The organism is Pseudomonas sp. PDM31 (genome assembly GCF_019218965.1).
GTDB lineage: Bacteria > Pseudomonadota > Gammaproteobacteria > Pseudomonadales > Pseudomonadaceae > Aquipseudomonas.
Genome location: NZ_JAHUWS010000014.1, coordinates 21,915 through 37,202, shown reverse-complemented (window position 1 = coordinate 37,202; position 15,288 = coordinate 21,915). Strand labels below are relative to the sequence as shown.

The following is a 15,288-nucleotide window of genomic DNA, read 5'->3' as shown; positions in this document are numbered from 1 at the left end:
AACCTGAGGGCGCCGCGGGCATTCAGGATGCCCGCACTTTCGTTGTCGTCCATCGTCGGAACGCCGCCCGGAGCAAACTCGCTCCTACAGGAACCGGACAAGGAGGAAGTCATGCGTACGATTCTTTTCAGCAGCCAGACCTACGACCAGGACAGCTTCCTCGGTGCCCAGCTACCGGCCGGCATCGAACTGCATTTTCAGACGGCACGCCTGAGTCTGGACACTGCAGCGCTGGCCCAGGGTCATGAAGTGGTCTGCGCGTTCATCAACGATGACCTGAGTGCCGCCGTGCTCGAACGCCTGGCCGCCGGTGGCACCCGCCTGATTGCATTGCGCTCGGCCGGTTTCAACCACGTCGACCTGCCGACGGCAAAGCGCCTGGGGCTGACCATCGTGCGCGTTCCTGCCTATTCGCCCCACGCGGTGGCCGAGCATGCGGTAGCGCTGATCCTGGCGCTCAATCGCCGCCTGCACCGCGCCTACAATCGCACCCGCGAAGGGGATTTCAGCCTGCACGGGCTGACCGGCTTCGATCTGCGGGGCAAGACTGTCGGCGTGGTCGGCACCGGACAGATCGGCGCGACCTTCGCCAAAATCATGAACGGTTTCGGCTGCCAGTTGCTCGCTTACGACCCGTACCCCAACCCACAGGTCGAAGCCCTCGGCGCGCGGTACCTGAGCCTGCCGCAATTGCTGGCCGAGTCGCAGATCATCAGCCTGCACTGTCCGCTCAACGAGCAGAGCAAGCACTTGATCAACCGCCAGTCACTGGCCCACATGCAACCGGGAGCGATGCTGATCAACACCGGGCGTGGTGGCCTGGTCGACACGCCGGCCCTGATCGATGCCTTGAAGGACGGTCGCCTGGGTTATCTGGGGCTGGATGTCTATGAGGAAGAGGCACAACTGTTCTTCGAGGACCGCTCCGACCTGCCGCTGCAAGACGATGTGCTGGCAAGGTTGCTGACCTTCCCGAATGTGATCGTCACGGCGCACCAGGCATTTCTGACCCGTGAAGCACTGGGAGCGATTGCAGATACCACCCTGCAGAACATCGCGGCCTGGGCGGCGGGCACGCCACAAAATCAGGTTCCAGACGACTGAAACGGATCGAAGGTCATCCTCCTGCGCGATACCGCGTGTTAGCCCGTGCTAGCATATCGCGCATATTTGGAGGACCCATGGTCGAACACGATTTCCGCTACAGCCTGATGAACCCGCAACACACCCTCACTGAATGCCGCGCTCTGGTGCCGGGGCGTTATCAAGTCACCGGCAACGGCGGCTCGATTCGCAACAACGACGTGCTGGTAGTGACCCTCAAAGGTGCCAAGGACCTGTCCATGCGCCTGACCGTCGAAACCGTTCGCCACTTGATCAACCCGCCCGGTCAATGGGTCGCGGTGGCCAGCGGTCCGGTGTTCGGTGAACTGGCGATCCACACCTGGCAAGTCAATTGCGACAGCTGCGCCAAAGAGCTGAGCTTCGAGTTTGCGGTCGACGCCAAACTGGGCAACAAGGCTGAAAAGCCTGCGGCCACCGCGCGGATCGCCGAGTTGGGCTGGACCAGCGTCGCCGAGAAACACCTGTGCCCGAAATGCCAGGAGCCCGCGTGATGAAACACCTCGCTCTGACCGGTATGGTCGGCGCCAGTCTGCTGGGCTGCGCCGCCGATCCGGTGCAGCTCGAACAGAACCGCAGCTACATCCTGGAGTGGATCGGTGAGCGTCCGTTGATGGACTACAGCCACCTGACCATCACCCTCGGTGCAGACGGCCGGGCCTACGGTAACGGCGGCTGCAACCACTGGTTCGCCCCATACACCCTTGAAGGCAACAAGCTGAGCTTCGGCAAAGTCGGCAGCACCCGCAAGCTCTGCGCGCCGGCGCTGATGGAACAGGAGAAGCGTTTCCTGCAAGCGCTGGAGAATGTGCAGCGCTGGGACGTCTCGTCGATCGACCAGATGCGCTTCTGGCCGGCTGAAGGCAAGCCGTTAAGGTGGTGGCTGGAAGAGGGTTGAGCCGGTAGACCGCTGGCCCTCACCCTAACCCTCTCCCAGGGGGAGAGGGGACCGACGGAGTCGTTCTTTCGCTATACATCGACCTGAACGACCGGGTCGAACTCAGGTTCGAACGCCCCCCCCTCTCCCACGGGCGGTCCGACGTTTCGGGAGGGCTGGGGTTAGGGGAGGCTCTTTACACTTCCCCGTCAATTCTTCGCCTGCAACGCCTCAAGCTTCGCCATCACTCCCGCCGCCGTCTGCTCACCCATCAACTGCTCACGCACCTTGCCCTTGTCATCGATGATGTAGGTCACCGGCAACGCCTCGCTGCGTGGCAATTCGAACAGTTCGGCAGGGTCCTGGGCCAGCACGGTGAACCTGATCCCGAGCTTCTCGCTCGCGCTTTTCAGCTCTTCGCCCTGCACATTGTCGAAATTGACCCCGAATACCCCGATCTTCTTGTCCTTGAGCTGCTCGGCCAATGTGTTCAATTCAGGAATCTCGGTTCGGCACGGGCCACACCATTCGGCCCAGTAATTGAGCACCAGCCATTTGTCGTCCAGACGCTCGGCGACTACTTTCTGACCGTTCTGGTCGATGCCATAGTCATTACCGCAGCCCCCCAGCATCAACGTCCCGATGATCGTCAATGCTGCTGCCAGTCGCCTAGTCATGTCGTATTCCTTGTGAAAAATTGAATGCGCCTGCGACCCATCGCCTCTCAAGGTTCTGGAATGCGCGCTGCACAGTTAGAATAGCCGCCACCTTACGCAAGATGCGACCCGCTCATGACCGATCTGACGCTTTATCACAATCCGCGCTGCTCGAAATCGCGCGGTGCGCTCGAACTGCTCGAAGCCCGCGGCCTGACTCCGACCGTGGTGCGCTACCTGGAAACTCCGCTGAACGACGCACAAATCCACAGCCTGCTGGGCAAGCTCGGCCTGAGCGCCAGGCAACTGCTGCGCACCGGCGAAGACGAGTACAAAGCCCTCAACCTGGCCGACAGCAGCCTGAGCGAAGCGCAATTGATCGCTGCCATCGCCGCCCACCCGAAATTGATGGAACGTCCGATTCTTGAAGTCGGCGACAAAGCCGTCATTGGCCGTCCACCGGAGCAGATCCTGGAACTGTTGCCATGAGTGCGCCGTACATTCTGGTTCTGTACTACAGCCGCAACGGCTCGACCAACGAAATGGCCCGGCAGATTGCCCGGGGCGTCGAACAGGCCGGGCTGGAAGCGCGGTTGCGCACGGTGCCGGCGATTTCCACCGAATGCGAAGCTGTGTCACCGGACATTCCGGATGAAGGCGCGCTGTACGCCAGCCTCGACGACCTGAAAAACTGCGCCGGCCTGGCGCTTGGCAGCCCGACCCGCTTCGGCAACATGGCGGCGCCGCTCAAGTACTTCCTCGATGGCACCAGCAACCTGTGGCTGACTGGCGCGCTGGTGGGCAAACCCGCCGGTGTGTTCACCTCCACGGCGAGCCTGCACGGCGGTCAGGAAACCACCCTGCTGTCGATGATGCTGCCATTGCTGCACCACGGCATGCTGATCACCGGCCTGCCCTACAGCGAGTCGGCGCTGCTGGAAACCCGTGGCGGCGGCACGCCGTATGGCGCCAGTCATCACGCCGGGGCGGACGGCAAGCTCGGTTTGAATGAACATGAAGTGGCGCTATGCCGGGCGCTGGGCCTGCGGTTGGCGAAGACTGCACAGAAACTGGAGAGCTGAGGTGGCGAAAAAGCCGAAGATTCTGCCCGCCATCGAGTGGCTGGAGCCCCGGGTGCGGGCGATGCGCATCATCAGCCTGCTGTGCTTTTTCGGCCTGGCGGGACTGCTCTGCGTTTACTACCTGTTGGTCGCCGATCTGCATGGCGCGCGCCCCTGGGTGATCCTGCTGATCGAACTGGTGCCGCTGCTGCTGTTGGCGCCGGGGATGATCGTCGGCAGTGCCCGGGGGCATTCGTGGATGTGTTTTGTGGTGAACCTGTATTTCATCAAGGGTGCACTGGCCGCCTACGATCCGAACCGGCAGATCTTCGGTTTGCTGGAGATGGGCGCGAGCCTGGCGGTGTTCTGCTCGGCACTGATGTATGTGCGCTGGCGGTATCAGTTGAACCGCAAGCTGGCTGGCGAGGGCGAAATTTCCGTCGCCTGACACAACGCAATCGCCAGCAGGCTGGCTCCCACAGGGGACCTGTGTATGCCGCAGATCCCAGCCTGCTGGCGATTGGCCGGTCTCAATGATTAACGGTGTAAGCCAGCATCATCGAAATCTGGCTCATCGGCCGGCCGCCACTTTGCTCATGCCACTGGTTGAACACATCCTGCACCAACGCCAGGTCGCGCAGGCTGCTCGGCACCTTGTCGATGATCTTCTGCGCATTCAACGCCGCCACCACGTCATAGCTCGGCACAAAAGTATCCTTGCCGACCATGCGCAGGAAGCGTGGAGCTGACAGACCGCCCAGCTGATGACCGCGTTTTTTCAGGAAGGTCCAGAGCCCGACAATATCGGTCACCGGCCACTCAGCGATCAACTCACCAAAACTGCCCTTTTCATGGGCAATGTCCAGCAGGAACTGCGCGTTGCGCGGCACGCTCTTGAGCTTGCCCAGATGGCGGATGATCCGCGTGTCCTGCATCAGGCGTTCGAGGTGCTCGGCGCTCATCAGCACGACCTTTTCCGGATCGAAGCGGAAAAACACTTCCTCAAAGGCCGGCCATTTGGCGTCCACCAGGCTGTGCTTGAGCCCGGCCCGAAAAACGCGCAAAGCCATGGTCGAGAGGTAACGGTCGTCGCTGATCTTGCGCAATTGCACGGGCGTCTTGGGAACGGGCAGATGGGCTTCCAGCTCTGCTGCCGAACCGAAGCGGTTCAAGCAGTATTCATTCAGCCACTTGTAGTCGCGCATGCCCTCTCCTGAAAGTTGAAACGAAGCAAAAAACTTGTGGGAGCGGGCTTGCTCGCGAATGCGTAGTGTCAGTCGACAAATATGTTGAAGACACTACGCATTCGCGAGCAAGCCCGCTCCCACAGGTTAGATCAGAGGTTTACAACATTGACGAACCGCGAGGCCGCCGTTTCGTCGATCTTGAGGCTGGTGAAGTCGAACAGATTACGGTCCGCCAATTGCGAGGGGATCACGTTCTGCAGGCTGCGGAATATGCTCTCGGTACGACCCGGGGTCTTGCGTTCCCAATCCTGCAGCATGTCCTTGACCACCTGCCGCTGCAGGTTTTCCTGGGAACCACAGAGGTTGCACGGGATGATCGGGAACTGCTTGAGGTCCGAATAGGCCTGGATATCTTTTTCGTTGCAGTAGGCCAGCGGGCGGATCACCACGTTGCGACCGTCATCGGCGCGCAGTTTTGGCGGCATGGCCTTGAGCGAACCGTTGAAGAACATATTGAGGAAGAAGGTTTCGACGATGTCATCACGGTGGTGACCGAGCGCCATCTTGGTCGCACCGATTTCGTCGGCGAAAGTGTAGAGCGTGCCGCGACGCAGGCGTGAGCACAACGAACAGGTGGTCTTGCCTTCCGGGATCAGCTCCTTGACCACCGAGTAGGTGTCTTTCTCGACGATGTGATACTCGATGCCCAGTTCCTTGAGGTAGGCCGGCAGCACATGCTCGGGGAAGCCTGGCTGCTTCTGGTCCATGTTCACGGCCACGATCTCGAACTTGATCGGGGCGACCTTCTGCAAGTGCATCAGCACATCGAGCATGGTGTAGCTGTCCTTGCCTCCGGACAGGCAGACCATGACCTTGTCGCCGTCTTCAATCATATTGAAATCGGCGACAGCCTCACCGGCCTGACGGCGAAGGCGCTTTTGCAGTTTGTTCTGGTTGACCGTAAGAGTGCCCATGACGCGAAATCCGTGAGGTGTGACGAAAGGCCGGCATTTTACGCAAAAATCCGAACCTGTGCAGAGCTGCCGAACACAGCCGGCTCCTGTGGTGACTCTACAGACACAACCGCGATTACCTGGGGGCTTTACAGCGCAATTTGCTCTAAGCCCTCGGGGGAACTCCTTTCTATACTGCGACATAAGGTCGCACGAGACCTGCAACTTACTTGGCCACCTTGGCCCGTAGGCGCTCCGCTGGGGGGCGACGGTAAAAACAAGAGGAGTGACTGGCATGATCCATCACGTAGTGGGGCTCTTCACCCACCCTGACCAAGAATGGAAAGATATTCGTGGCGACCAGGAGGAAAGCATCAGCCACATGTACTTGACCCATACCCTCATCCTGGCAGCGATTCCCGCAGTGTCGGCCTTTATCGGCACCACGCAGGTCGGCTGGGTGATCGGCAATCGGCCACCGGTGATGCTGACCATGGAGAGTGCGCTGTGGATGACGGTCATGTCGTATCTGGCAATGATCGGTGGAGTCGCGGTGATGGGCGCGTTCATCCACTGGATGGCTCGCACCTATGACGCCAATCCGAGCCTGGCACGCTGCATTGCTTTTGCCACCTATACCGCGACCCCTCTGTTCATCGGTGGCCTCGCGGCCCTGTATCCGCACCTGTGGCTGGGGATGATCGTCGGCACCGCGGCCATCTGCTACACGGTGTACCTGCTCTATGTCGGGCTACCAACGTTCATGAACATTCCATCCGACGAGGGCTTCCTGTTTTCCAGTTCGGTGCTCGCCGTTGGCCTGGTGGTGCTGGTGGCCATCATGGCATTCACCGTGATTGTCTGGGGACTCGGCGTGGGCCCGGTCTATACCAATTAGCAACTCACCACAAAAAACTCAGATCTGCCGACACAGGCCGCCGCAAGGCGGCCTTTTCGTTCCCCGGTTAATCGCAAGGTGAATAACCATTCGGCGCCCGGACGATTCGCAAGACCCCAAGGTTGCGGCATACTCGATTGCTCTGGAGATCCATCAAGCATGCCCGAGCAACTCAATACCCGCGTCGAAGACTGCTTCCAACAAGCCGAATCCTTTTTCAAACGATCGTTCAAACGCCCGGTGGTCAGCCTCAAGTTGCGCGGGCAAAAAGCCGGTGTCGCCCACCTGCACGAAAACCTGCTGCGCTTCAATCCACAGCTGTACCGGGAAAACAGCGAAGACTTCCTCAAGCAGACGGTGGCCCACGAAGTCGCGCACCTGATCGCCCATCAATTGTTCGGCGACCGCATCCAGCCCCACGGCGAAGAGTGGCAATTAATCATGCGCGGCGTGTATGAACTGCCGCCCAATCGCTGCCACACCTACGACGTCAAGCGCCGCAGCGTGACCCGCTATATCTACAAGTGCCCGTGCGCCGACAGCGACTTTCCCTTCTCGGCCCAGCGCCATGGTTTGGTGAGAAAGGGGCGGCGGTATTTGTGCCGGCGCTGTCGCAATACGCTGGTGTTCAGTGGGGAGATGCGGGTTGAGTAAAGCAGATTTGCGGTGTCTGGTCGGGCCCCATCGCGAGCAGGCTCGCTCCCACATTGGATTTCTATCAGACGCAAATTTTGTGTACGGCGCAGAACCCGTGTGGGAGCGAGCCTGCTCGCGATGGGGCCAGAGCAGGCGCTAGAGAATTACCTTGGCTCGCCGCAATTGCTCAATCCGCTGCGCACTGAACCCCAACTCCCCCAACACCTGATCGGTATGTTGCCCCAGCGCCGCGCCAATATGCCGAGGCTCAGGCAAACCTTGCGAAAACTTCAACGGACACGCCATCTGCGCCTGGCTCGAACCATCACCTCGCGGCACTTGCGTCACCAGTTCCCGCGCCTGCAACTGCGGATGCAGCACTGCCTCGCCCAGACTCAACACCGGCTCGACGCAGGCATCAAGTTCGGCGAACAACGCGCATAAATCGGCGAAGTCGTGCTTTTCGAACTCGACCTTCAGCGCGTCCTTGAGCTTTTTCTGCTGCGCCGGTTGCGCTGACAGACCCAGACTGGCCAGTTCCTCCAGCCCCAGCGCCGCGCACAACGGTTTCATGAATGCCGGTTCCAGGCTACCCACCGACAGCCAGCGCCCATCCCGGGAGCGGTAGTAGTCGTAGAAACTGCCGCCATTGAGGAGCTGCTCCTCCGGCCCCGGCTCAACGCCACAGGCCAGATACCCGGCACCCGACATGGCGTTGAGGCTGAACGCACAGTCGGTCATGCTCACATCCAGATGCTGCCCCAGACCGCTTTGCTGCCGGGCGATGACCGCCGCCAGCAGGCCGATAACCCCGTGCAGCGACCCACCGGCGACATCCGCCACCTGCATACCCAATGGCAGCGGCCCCGCGTCGGCACGACCGGTGTAGCTCGCCAGCCCGGCCAGCGCCAGATAATTGATGTCATGGCCGGCGCGGTCCTTATAGGGGCCGGTCTGACCGTAACCGGTAATCGACACATAGATCAGCTTCGGATTGATCGCCTTCAGGACTTCATAGCCCAGGCCCAATCGATCCATGACGCCAGGGCGGAACTGCTCGAGCACGATGTCGTAGTCTTCGAGCAACTGCTTGATCACCTCCAGTGCCTCAGGCTGCTTGAGGTCCAGGGCAAGGCTGCGTTTGTTGCGATTGAGATAGGCATGGCTGGCCGACACCCCGTGATCCTGGGGCGGCAGGACCCGCAGCAGGTCCATGCGGGTCGGCGATTCGATGCGCAACACCTCGGCGCCCATGTCCGCCAGCAGCAAGGAGGCGAACGGCCCCGGCAGCAATGTCGAGAAATCCAGAACCTTGAGTGACGCCAGTGGACCGAGCATGAGAATTCTCCCTTTACGATGCCCCAGCCTAGGCAGCCGAAGGCGTTGCGGCAATCACCTTATGCGCCAGTTGCAATGACCGTAACGCTCAAATCCTGCTCATGAAAAAACCCGCCGAAGCGGGTTTTTCATTGCAGCCTGTCTTACTTGACGTTGCTCGGGGTCGGGCCCTCGGCCACACCCAGGTCGTCTTGCTCACGCTCGTCGGCGATGCCGCGACCGCCGGAAGCCAGTTCCGCTTGCAGCACGTCGGTATCCAGCTCCTTGACCCATTTGGCCACAACGATGGTCGCAACCGCGTTGCCCACCAGGTTGGTCAGGGCCCGGGCTTCGGACATGAAGCGGTCGATACCGAGGATCAGCGCCAGGCCGGCAACCGGCAGGTGGCCCACGGCGGACAGGGTGGCAGCCAGGACGATGAAACCGCTACCGGTCACGCCTGCAGCCCCTTTGGAGGACAACAGCAGTACCACCAACAGCGTGATCTGGTGGGTGAGGTCCATCTGGGTGTCGGTTGCCTGGGCAATGAACACCGCAGCCATGGTCAGGTAGATCGCCGTACCGTCGAGGTTGAACGAGTAACCAGTCGGGATCACCAGGCCAACTACGGACTTCTGCGCGCCCAGGCGTTCCATTTTGATCAGCATGCGTGGCAGCACCGACTCCGAAGAGGAAGTACCCAGTACGATCAGCAGTTCCTCACGGATGTAGCGGATCATCTTCAACACGCTGAAGCCGTGCATACGGGCAATCGAACCCAGCACGATCAGGATGAACAACAGGCAGGTGATGTAGAAGCAGATCATCAACTGGCCCAGTTGCACCAGCGAGCCGACGCCGTAGGCACCGATGGTGAACGCCATGGCACCAAAGGCACCCAGTGGCGCGAGCTTCATGATCATGTTGATGATGTTGAACATCACGTGGGCGAAGCGATCGATAAAGTCCAGCAGTGGCTTGCCGTAGGCGCCCAGGCGATGCAGGGCGAAACCGAAGATCACCGAGAACATCAACACTTGCAGGATGTCACCGGTGGCGAATGCGCCGACGATGGTGTTCGGGATCACATTGAGGAGGAAGCCGACAACGCTTTGATCAGCACTGGCTGCGACGTAGCTGGCGATTTTCGAGGTGTCCAGGGTCGTCACGTCGATATGCATGCCGTTGCCCGGTTGCACGATGTTGACCACAACCAGCCCCACCAGCAGGGCAATGGTCGACACGATCTCGAAGTACAGCAACGCATACCCGCCAGTCTTGCCCACTGACTTCATGTTCTGCATGCCGGCAATACCGCTGACCACGGTACAGAAGATGATCGGGGCGATGATCATCTTGATCAGCTTGATGAACCCGTCACCCAGCGGCTTTACGGCCACACCGAGCTGTGGATAGAAGTGACCGAGCAAAATACCGATGACAATTGCAACGATCACCTGGAAATACAGGGATTTGTACAGTGGCTGACGAGTCGTCATTGCAAAGTTCCTCAAGGGTGCCCGGTGACAACATCCATCTGTTGCACGTGACACCTCAATTGCGAACCCTCCTGCACTGGAGGGATTTGTTTTTCCGAGCTGCACCATGGCAGGCATCTGCTCATGGCATCGCAAGGCCCGTGCCACTTAATGCGAAAACTCCGCCAGCCTCATGCCATCAAGGGTTGCAGGGTTTCCCAGGTCGCCTGACAGTTACATCCAGGTGGCGGATATCCGCCCTTCCACTAAAACCGGTCCTGCAAATTGGCGGATATCCGCCCTGTTCACACCAGCTGCCGAGCAGCTACCATCCGTCGCTCAATGGATGGATCTGCCTGTTATGCGCGAACGTACCATCGCCAGTCATTTCGCCCGGGCCGCTCTCGGCGGTGCGCGTCGGCACGGCTACGATTATTCGGGCCTGTTGCAGCAACTGGGGATCAGTCCCGAGTTGCTCCAGGAGCCCAGGGCGCGCATTGCGCCAGAGCAGTTCACCCAACTGATACAAGGGTTATGGCTGGCACTGGACGACGAATACCTGGGGTTTGGGCAAGCCCCAAGCAGACCAGGCAGCTTCGCGATGATGTGTCATGCCGTAATTCACTGCCGCAATCTGGAAAAGGCACTGCGTCGCGGCTTATTGTTTTATAGCCTATTCCCCGGGGCTCCGCGCCTGACCCTGAGCCAGGAGGACGATTGGGTGTGCCTGAGCCTGGACGACTCACAACTGTGGGACCCGGACCACTTCCTTAGCGAGAGTCTGCTGGTGATCTGGCACCGCTTCGGCAGCTGGCTGATCGGCCAGCGCATTCGTCTGGAGCAGGCCACCTTCGGTTACCCCAGGCCCGACCACGGTGCCGAATACGATTTACTGTTCTCCTGCCCGCTCGAGTTTTCCACTGACCGCAGCAGCCTGCGCTTTCACAGTCGCTACCTGAACATGCCACTGCTCCAGGACGAACGTACGCTCAAGCACTTCCTTGAGCGCTCCCCCGCCGACCTGTTGTCGCGCCCGGACGACGGCGACAGCCTGACCAGCCAGTTGCGGCGCCTGCTCAGCCGCGACAGTTCGCACTGGCCGGATCTGGAAGCCGTGGCGGCACATCTGCACATCAGCCCGCAGACATTGCGCAGGCACCTGCGTGAGGAAGGTTCCAGTTTTCAGGAGCTGAAGGATCAGTTGCGCCGGGATATCGCGATTTATCACCTGAACCGCGCCGATTTGTCATTGCAACAGATTGCCGAACAACTCGGCTTTTCCGAACCTTCGGCGTTTCACCGCGCGTTCAAGAAGTGGACAGGGCTTACACCGGGCGCCTATCGGGCGCAGGAAATGTAGGAGCACCGCTGCACGCCAGGCTCCTGCGAGGGTTGACGCGACAGGCTCGCGCCTGAATCACGCCACCGGAAAATGGATCCTGAACGCCGCCCCGCCCATCGACGAGTCCTCCAGGGTCAGCTTGGCGTTGTAACTCTCGATGATGTCCTTGACCACCGCCAGGCCAATCCCCTGCCCCGGATGCTGACGATCCAGGCGTTCACCACGTTGCAGGATTCGCGCGCGCTGATCCTGTGGTACACCGGGACCGTCGTCCTCGACACACAATTCGGTGCCGCCAAGGGTTTGGCGCACGCTGATACGAATTTCACCGAGGCACAGGCGATAGGCGTTTTCCAGCAGATTACCCAGCATTTCCAGCAAGGCCCCCTGCTCGATCGGCACATAACAGGGCTCCGGCAGATCAAAAGCGACTTTCACCCGTTTGTCGCGGTAGACCTTGTCCAGCGTATCGCACAGACTTTGCAGCACCGGCCGTAGCCGCACCTGATGCCGCACCAGACCGCTTTTGCGCAGGCTGGCGCGCTGCAACTGATAGCTGATCTGCTGACTCATGCGTTCGATCTGGGTCTGCAGCACCCAGGCCTGATCACGATCTTCCGGACGCTGAGCCATGTCCTCGCTGACACCTTGCAGCACCGCCAGCGGAGTTTTCAGGCTGTGGGCCAGATCATCGAGAGAGTCCCGATAGCGGCTGCGCTGCTCACGTTCGCTGTGCAGCAGACGGTTCAGGGAACCGGTCAGGCGCAACAGTTCCCGGGGATGCTCTTCACTTAGGCTTTCGCGCGTACCGCCTTCGATCTGGTCCAGTTCCTGGCTCAAGCGACGCAACGCCTGCAGGCCCCAGGTCAAACCTATCCACAGCAACGCCAGCAGCACCAGCAATGCAGCGCCGAAGCCCAGATAGAGATTTTCCCGCAGTCCTTCGAGGGTAATTTCATACTCGCGAACCGGTTGCAGCGCAACAATGCTGAACGCAGCACTCTTGCCGCCCAGCAATTTGACCTCGACGTCATAGACGAAGAATTCCTGGCCGTTGGCTTCGCGGATTCGCGCGAACTCATTGCCACGTCCGTCATAACGCGGCTTGTAATTGATGTGCTCTTCCTGCGTGGCTTTCGAGCGCCAAACCAGTTGACCTTCGCGGTCGTAGATGTAGCCGAGCAAACGGCTGTCGGTGAGGTTGAAACGCTCGTCAGGCAATTGCGCCGGCATCTGCAGGCCGTTGTTTTCAACCCGGGCGGCGGAAATCAGCGTGGTGACATCCGACGCCAGGCGCTGCTCGATGGAATCCTGCAGCGCCAGACTGAACGCGCCCTGCATCGCTGGCAACAACGCCAGCATGAACAACACCGCCAGGAGCGTGGCGGCGAGCATCAGACGAACGCGAAGCGAGCGAATCAAGTGCAACGCTCATTGAACAGATAACCGAGGCCTCGAACGGTATCGATCGGTTTAAACCCCGCCGGGGCTTCCAGTTTACGGCGCAGGCGGCCGACCAATACCTCGATCACGTTCGGATCACGCTCATCGTCATCCGGGTAGAGTTGCTCCATCAGACGATCCTTGGGCACCACCTGCTGATGGTGGCGCATCAAATACTCGAGGATGCGATATTCATACGCGGTCAACGCCAGGGGTTGTTCGTCGAGGGACGCCTGTTTGCGATTGAGATCGAGCAACAAGGGGCCGGCGACAATGGTCGACTGGGTGAATCCGCTGGAGCGACGCAGCAAGGCATTCAGCCGGGCGTCCAGCTCTTCGAACTGGAACGGCTTGACCACGTAATCGTCGGCACCGGCGGCCAGGCCCTCGACCTTGTCTTGCCAGTTGCCTCGAGCCGTAAGGATCAGGATCGGAAAGGTCTTGCCCGAGGAGCGCAGTTGTCGGATCAGGTCGAGGCCGCCCATTCCCGGCAGGCCCAGGTCAATCACCGCCAGGTCGTGGTTGAACTGCTGTGTCTGATACAGCGCCTCTTCGGCATTGGCAACGGACTCGACCACATGACCACTATCGGTCAAGCGGGTTTGCAGGTGATGACGCAATAGCGCTTCATCCTCGACGACCAGCAATTTCATAACGCTCTCCAGGCAAATCAACATCTGCAAAGGTGCGACAGTGTACCTCGGCGGCTAACAGGACTATGCCGGATCAGCCACTGAGGCGATCCGGCGCAGACCATTGCAATACACTTTTTAGAAAGCGAAGTTGGCTGCCAGGTAAGTCTGGGCGCTGCTGGTCAGATCCAGCGAACCTTGTTTGCTGCCACTGCGCTGAACCATCTCGGTGCTGGCATTGCTGCGCAGGTAACGATAACCCAGTTCAACCGACGTGTTTTTTGAAACCTGTTGCAGGACACCGACTTGTCCGCCCAGGGCGTATCCGATGTTGCTGTCGCGGCTGAAGCCAGACGACTCCTGTGTCAGCTTGGTCAGACCGGCAGTGGCACCGCCGAACAGCTTGGTGTCGCTGCCTACCGGATAGAACAGGTCGTAGCTGCCCAGGAGGTTTTCCTGACGCAGTTTAATGCCATTGTGCGAGCCCGACACGTTGTCGTAAGTAGCGTAGTAGCGGCCCTGACTGTTTTGCTGACCCGCACGCACACCCCAGGTGGTGTCCTTGCCGATCACGCCATCGGCGTTCGGGCTATTGAGGTTATCGTTCAGTGCGTGGGACTTTTTCACTTTGTCACTGGTCTGTCCAAGCGTAAGGCCCGCGAAGTTATCGTTGGCCTGAACGGCGGCACTGGCGCCCATTACGGTGAAAGCCAGAAGCAGATTCTTCAATGTAGTCATTGGTGTCGTTCCTGTTGGGGGTAGTTGCTTTTGGGTACGGGGCAAGATTACCCACGGAGCCCTGAACTCCCCCTGAACGCACTCTGAACCTGGGCTGAACCAACCCGGCCTGAATGTCTCAATAGTTTTCAACAGGAGAATTGAGCTTGGCGGTACACGATTTCAGAACTACCCACCGTCAAGGCAACCCGGCAAAATACCCGCCATGAATCATGTCCCCGCCCTGCCCCTCTGCTGCACCCCACTTGATGACCATTGGCCGTTGCCTTTGCTGCTGCCGGATACAGTGCTGTTGAGTACTCATTTCGACAGTTTGCAATTGGCGCCTGATGACTTTCAGCGCAGTGCTGTCGAGGTGCCGGCGAGCATCCAGCGTTCGGTCGCCAAACGCCGGGCGGAGTTTCTTGCCGGACGGGTTTGCGCCCGGGCCGCATTGCAGCGACTGGAAGGATTGAACTTCACTCCCGCCATAGGTGAGGACCGCGCTCCGGTCTGGCCGGCCCATATCGCAGGTTCGATCACCCATAGCACCGGCCGGGCAGCTGCAATCGTCGCCAACAAGCGCCATTGGCGCGGCTTGGGCATGGACCTGGAAAACCTGTTGAATGCCGAACGGGCCGAGCGCCTGGCCGGGGAAATCCTCAACCCCGCGGAGCTACAGCGCATGGCGGCCGGCCCCCGAGACCATCTGGCCCTGCTGGTAACCCTGACCTTCTCGGTCAAGGAAAGCCTGTTCAAGGCGCTTTATCCGATCGTTGAGCAGCGTTTTTATTTTGAACATGCCGAAGTGCTGGAGTGGCACGAGACGGGGGAAGTACGCTTGCGCTTGTTGACCGACCTGTCCAATGAATGGCGCAATGGCACCGAACTGGATGCGCAGTTCGCAGTCAGGGACGGGCAGTTGTTGAGTCTGGTAAGCATCAAGGCCTGAAGTCTATCAGGGCACTG

18 protein-coding genes are annotated in these 15,288 nt (G+C 59.9%); 10 read left to right on the top strand and 8 right to left on the bottom strand.

Annotated features, from left to right (window positions below):
* Window positions 1-111 precede the first annotated feature (111 nt).
* From KW839_RS23570 to KW839_RS23560, 3 genes are all read left to right on the top strand, one after another.
* Window positions 112-1,104 carry a 2-hydroxyacid dehydrogenase gene (locus tag KW839_RS23570; RefSeq protein ID WP_060540759.1) on the top strand — a complete coding sequence of 331 codons (993 nt, stop codon included), beginning with the start codon at window positions 112-114 and terminating at the stop codon, window positions 1,102-1,104.
* A gap of 77 nt (window positions 1,105-1,181) precedes the next feature.
* Window positions 1,182-1,616 carry a hypothetical protein gene (locus tag KW839_RS23565; protein ID WP_060540760.1) on the top strand — a complete coding sequence of 145 codons (435 nt, stop codon included), beginning with the start codon at window positions 1,182-1,184 and terminating at the stop codon, window positions 1,614-1,616.
* Complete coding sequence (locus KW839_RS23560) at window positions 1,616-2,020, top strand: META domain-containing protein (protein WP_060540761.1); 405 nt, start codon at window positions 1,616-1,618, stop codon at window positions 2,018-2,020. Before KW839_RS23565 ends, KW839_RS23560 begins: the two co-directional genes overlap by 1 nt.
* A gap of 188 nt (window positions 2,021-2,208) precedes the next feature.
* Here the strand turns inward: KW839_RS23560 and KW839_RS23555 are convergent, their stop codons facing one another.
* Window positions 2,209-2,676: a TlpA disulfide reductase family protein gene (locus KW839_RS23555; protein ID WP_060540762.1), complete on the bottom strand. Its 468-nt coding sequence runs from the start codon at window positions 2,674-2,676 to the stop codon at window positions 2,209-2,211.
* Between the two features lie 114 nt (window positions 2,677-2,790).
* Here KW839_RS23555 and arsC point away from each other — a divergent pair, with 114 nt between their 5' ends.
* Genes arsC through KW839_RS23540 form a run of 3 tightly spaced genes read left to right on the top strand, consistent with a single transcriptional unit; the run spans window position 2,791 to window position 4,164 of the window.
* The gene (gene arsC, locus KW839_RS23550) at window positions 2,791-3,144 is read left to right on the top strand and encodes an arsenate reductase (glutaredoxin) (RefSeq protein ID WP_218425645.1); all 354 of its coding nucleotides are present in this window, start codon (window positions 2,791-2,793) and stop codon (window positions 3,142-3,144) included.
* Complete coding sequence (gene wrbA, locus KW839_RS23545) at window positions 3,141-3,737, top strand: NAD(P)H:quinone oxidoreductase (RefSeq protein ID WP_060540764.1); 597 nt, start codon at window positions 3,141-3,143, stop codon at window positions 3,735-3,737. Before arsC ends, wrbA begins: the two co-directional genes overlap by 4 nt.
* Window position 3,738: 1 nt before the next feature.
* On the top strand, window positions 3,739-4,164 hold the full coding sequence (locus KW839_RS23540) for a DUF2069 domain-containing protein (RefSeq protein WP_060540765.1): 426 nt from the start codon (window positions 3,739-3,741) through the stop codon (window positions 4,162-4,164).
* Between the two features lie 82 nt (window positions 4,165-4,246).
* Here the strand turns inward: KW839_RS23540 and KW839_RS23535 are convergent, their stop codons facing one another.
* Together KW839_RS23535 and ttcA are read right to left on the bottom strand one after the other, a co-directional pair.
* Window positions 4,247-4,921, bottom strand: a complete 675-nt coding sequence (locus KW839_RS23535; RefSeq protein ID WP_218425644.1) for a DNA-3-methyladenine glycosylase I — start codon at window positions 4,919-4,921, stop codon at window positions 4,247-4,249.
* A gap of 131 nt (window positions 4,922-5,052) precedes the next feature.
* Window positions 5,053-5,877, bottom strand: coding sequence for a tRNA 2-thiocytidine(32) synthetase TtcA (gene ttcA / locus KW839_RS23530; protein WP_060540767.1), 825 nt, complete (start codon window positions 5,875-5,877; stop codon window positions 5,053-5,055).
* Window positions 5,878-6,151: 274 nt separating this feature from the next.
* Between ttcA and KW839_RS23525 the strand changes: the two genes are divergently transcribed.
* Both KW839_RS23525 and KW839_RS23520 read left to right on the top strand, forming a co-directional pair.
* Entirely contained in the window at window positions 6,152-6,754 is a 603-nt protein-coding gene (locus tag KW839_RS23525) for a Yip1 family protein (RefSeq protein WP_060540768.1), read from the top strand.
* Between the two features lie 159 nt (window positions 6,755-6,913).
* Window positions 6,914-7,408, top strand: a complete 495-nt coding sequence (locus KW839_RS23520; protein ID WP_060540769.1) for a SprT family zinc-dependent metalloprotease — start codon at window positions 6,914-6,916, stop codon at window positions 7,406-7,408.
* A 138-nt stretch (window positions 7,409-7,546) separates the two neighbouring features.
* Here KW839_RS23520 and KW839_RS23515 read toward each other — a convergent pair whose 3' ends face one another.
* Together KW839_RS23515 and KW839_RS23510 are read right to left on the bottom strand one after the other, a co-directional pair.
* A complete protein-coding gene (locus KW839_RS23515; RefSeq protein WP_218425643.1) occupies window positions 7,547-8,728 on the bottom strand; it encodes a CaiB/BaiF CoA-transferase family protein in 1,182 nt (393 codons plus the stop codon).
* 143 nt (window positions 8,729-8,871) lie between these two features.
* Window positions 8,872-10,206 carry a dicarboxylate/amino acid:cation symporter gene (locus tag KW839_RS23510; RefSeq protein ID WP_218425642.1) on the bottom strand — a complete coding sequence of 445 codons (1,335 nt, stop codon included), beginning with the start codon at window positions 10,204-10,206 and terminating at the stop codon, window positions 8,872-8,874.
* 340 nt (window positions 10,207-10,546) lie between these two features.
* On the opposite strand from KW839_RS23510, the gene KW839_RS23505 reads away from it, so the two are divergent.
* The gene (locus KW839_RS23505) at window positions 10,547-11,545 is read left to right on the top strand and encodes an AraC family transcriptional regulator (protein ID WP_218425641.1); all 999 of its coding nucleotides are present in this window, start codon (window positions 10,547-10,549) and stop codon (window positions 11,543-11,545) included.
* Window positions 11,546-11,602: 57 nt separating this feature from the next.
* Here the strand turns inward: KW839_RS23505 and KW839_RS23500 are convergent, their stop codons facing one another.
* The 3 genes from KW839_RS23500 to KW839_RS23490 form a co-directional block, all read right to left on the bottom strand.
* Window positions 11,603-12,949 (bottom strand): ATP-binding protein, encoded by a 1,347-nt coding sequence (locus KW839_RS23500; protein ID WP_218425640.1) that lies wholly within the window; start codon window positions 12,947-12,949, stop codon window positions 11,603-11,605.
* Window positions 12,946-13,623 (bottom strand): response regulator, encoded by a 678-nt coding sequence (locus KW839_RS23495; protein WP_060540774.1) that lies wholly within the window; start codon window positions 13,621-13,623, stop codon window positions 12,946-12,948. Before KW839_RS23495 ends, KW839_RS23500 begins: the two co-directional genes overlap by 4 nt.
* Window positions 13,624-13,740: 117 nt before the next feature.
* Entirely contained in the window at window positions 13,741-14,340 is a 600-nt protein-coding gene (locus KW839_RS23490) for an outer membrane beta-barrel protein (RefSeq protein ID WP_060540775.1), read from the bottom strand.
* A gap of 205 nt (window positions 14,341-14,545) precedes the next feature.
* Here KW839_RS23490 and KW839_RS23485 point away from each other — a divergent pair, with 205 nt between their 5' ends.
* Window positions 14,546-15,271 carry a 4'-phosphopantetheinyl transferase gene (locus KW839_RS23485; protein WP_218425639.1) on the top strand — a complete coding sequence of 242 codons (726 nt, stop codon included), beginning with the start codon at window positions 14,546-14,548 and terminating at the stop codon, window positions 15,269-15,271.
* Window positions 15,272-15,288 lie beyond the last annotated feature (17 nt).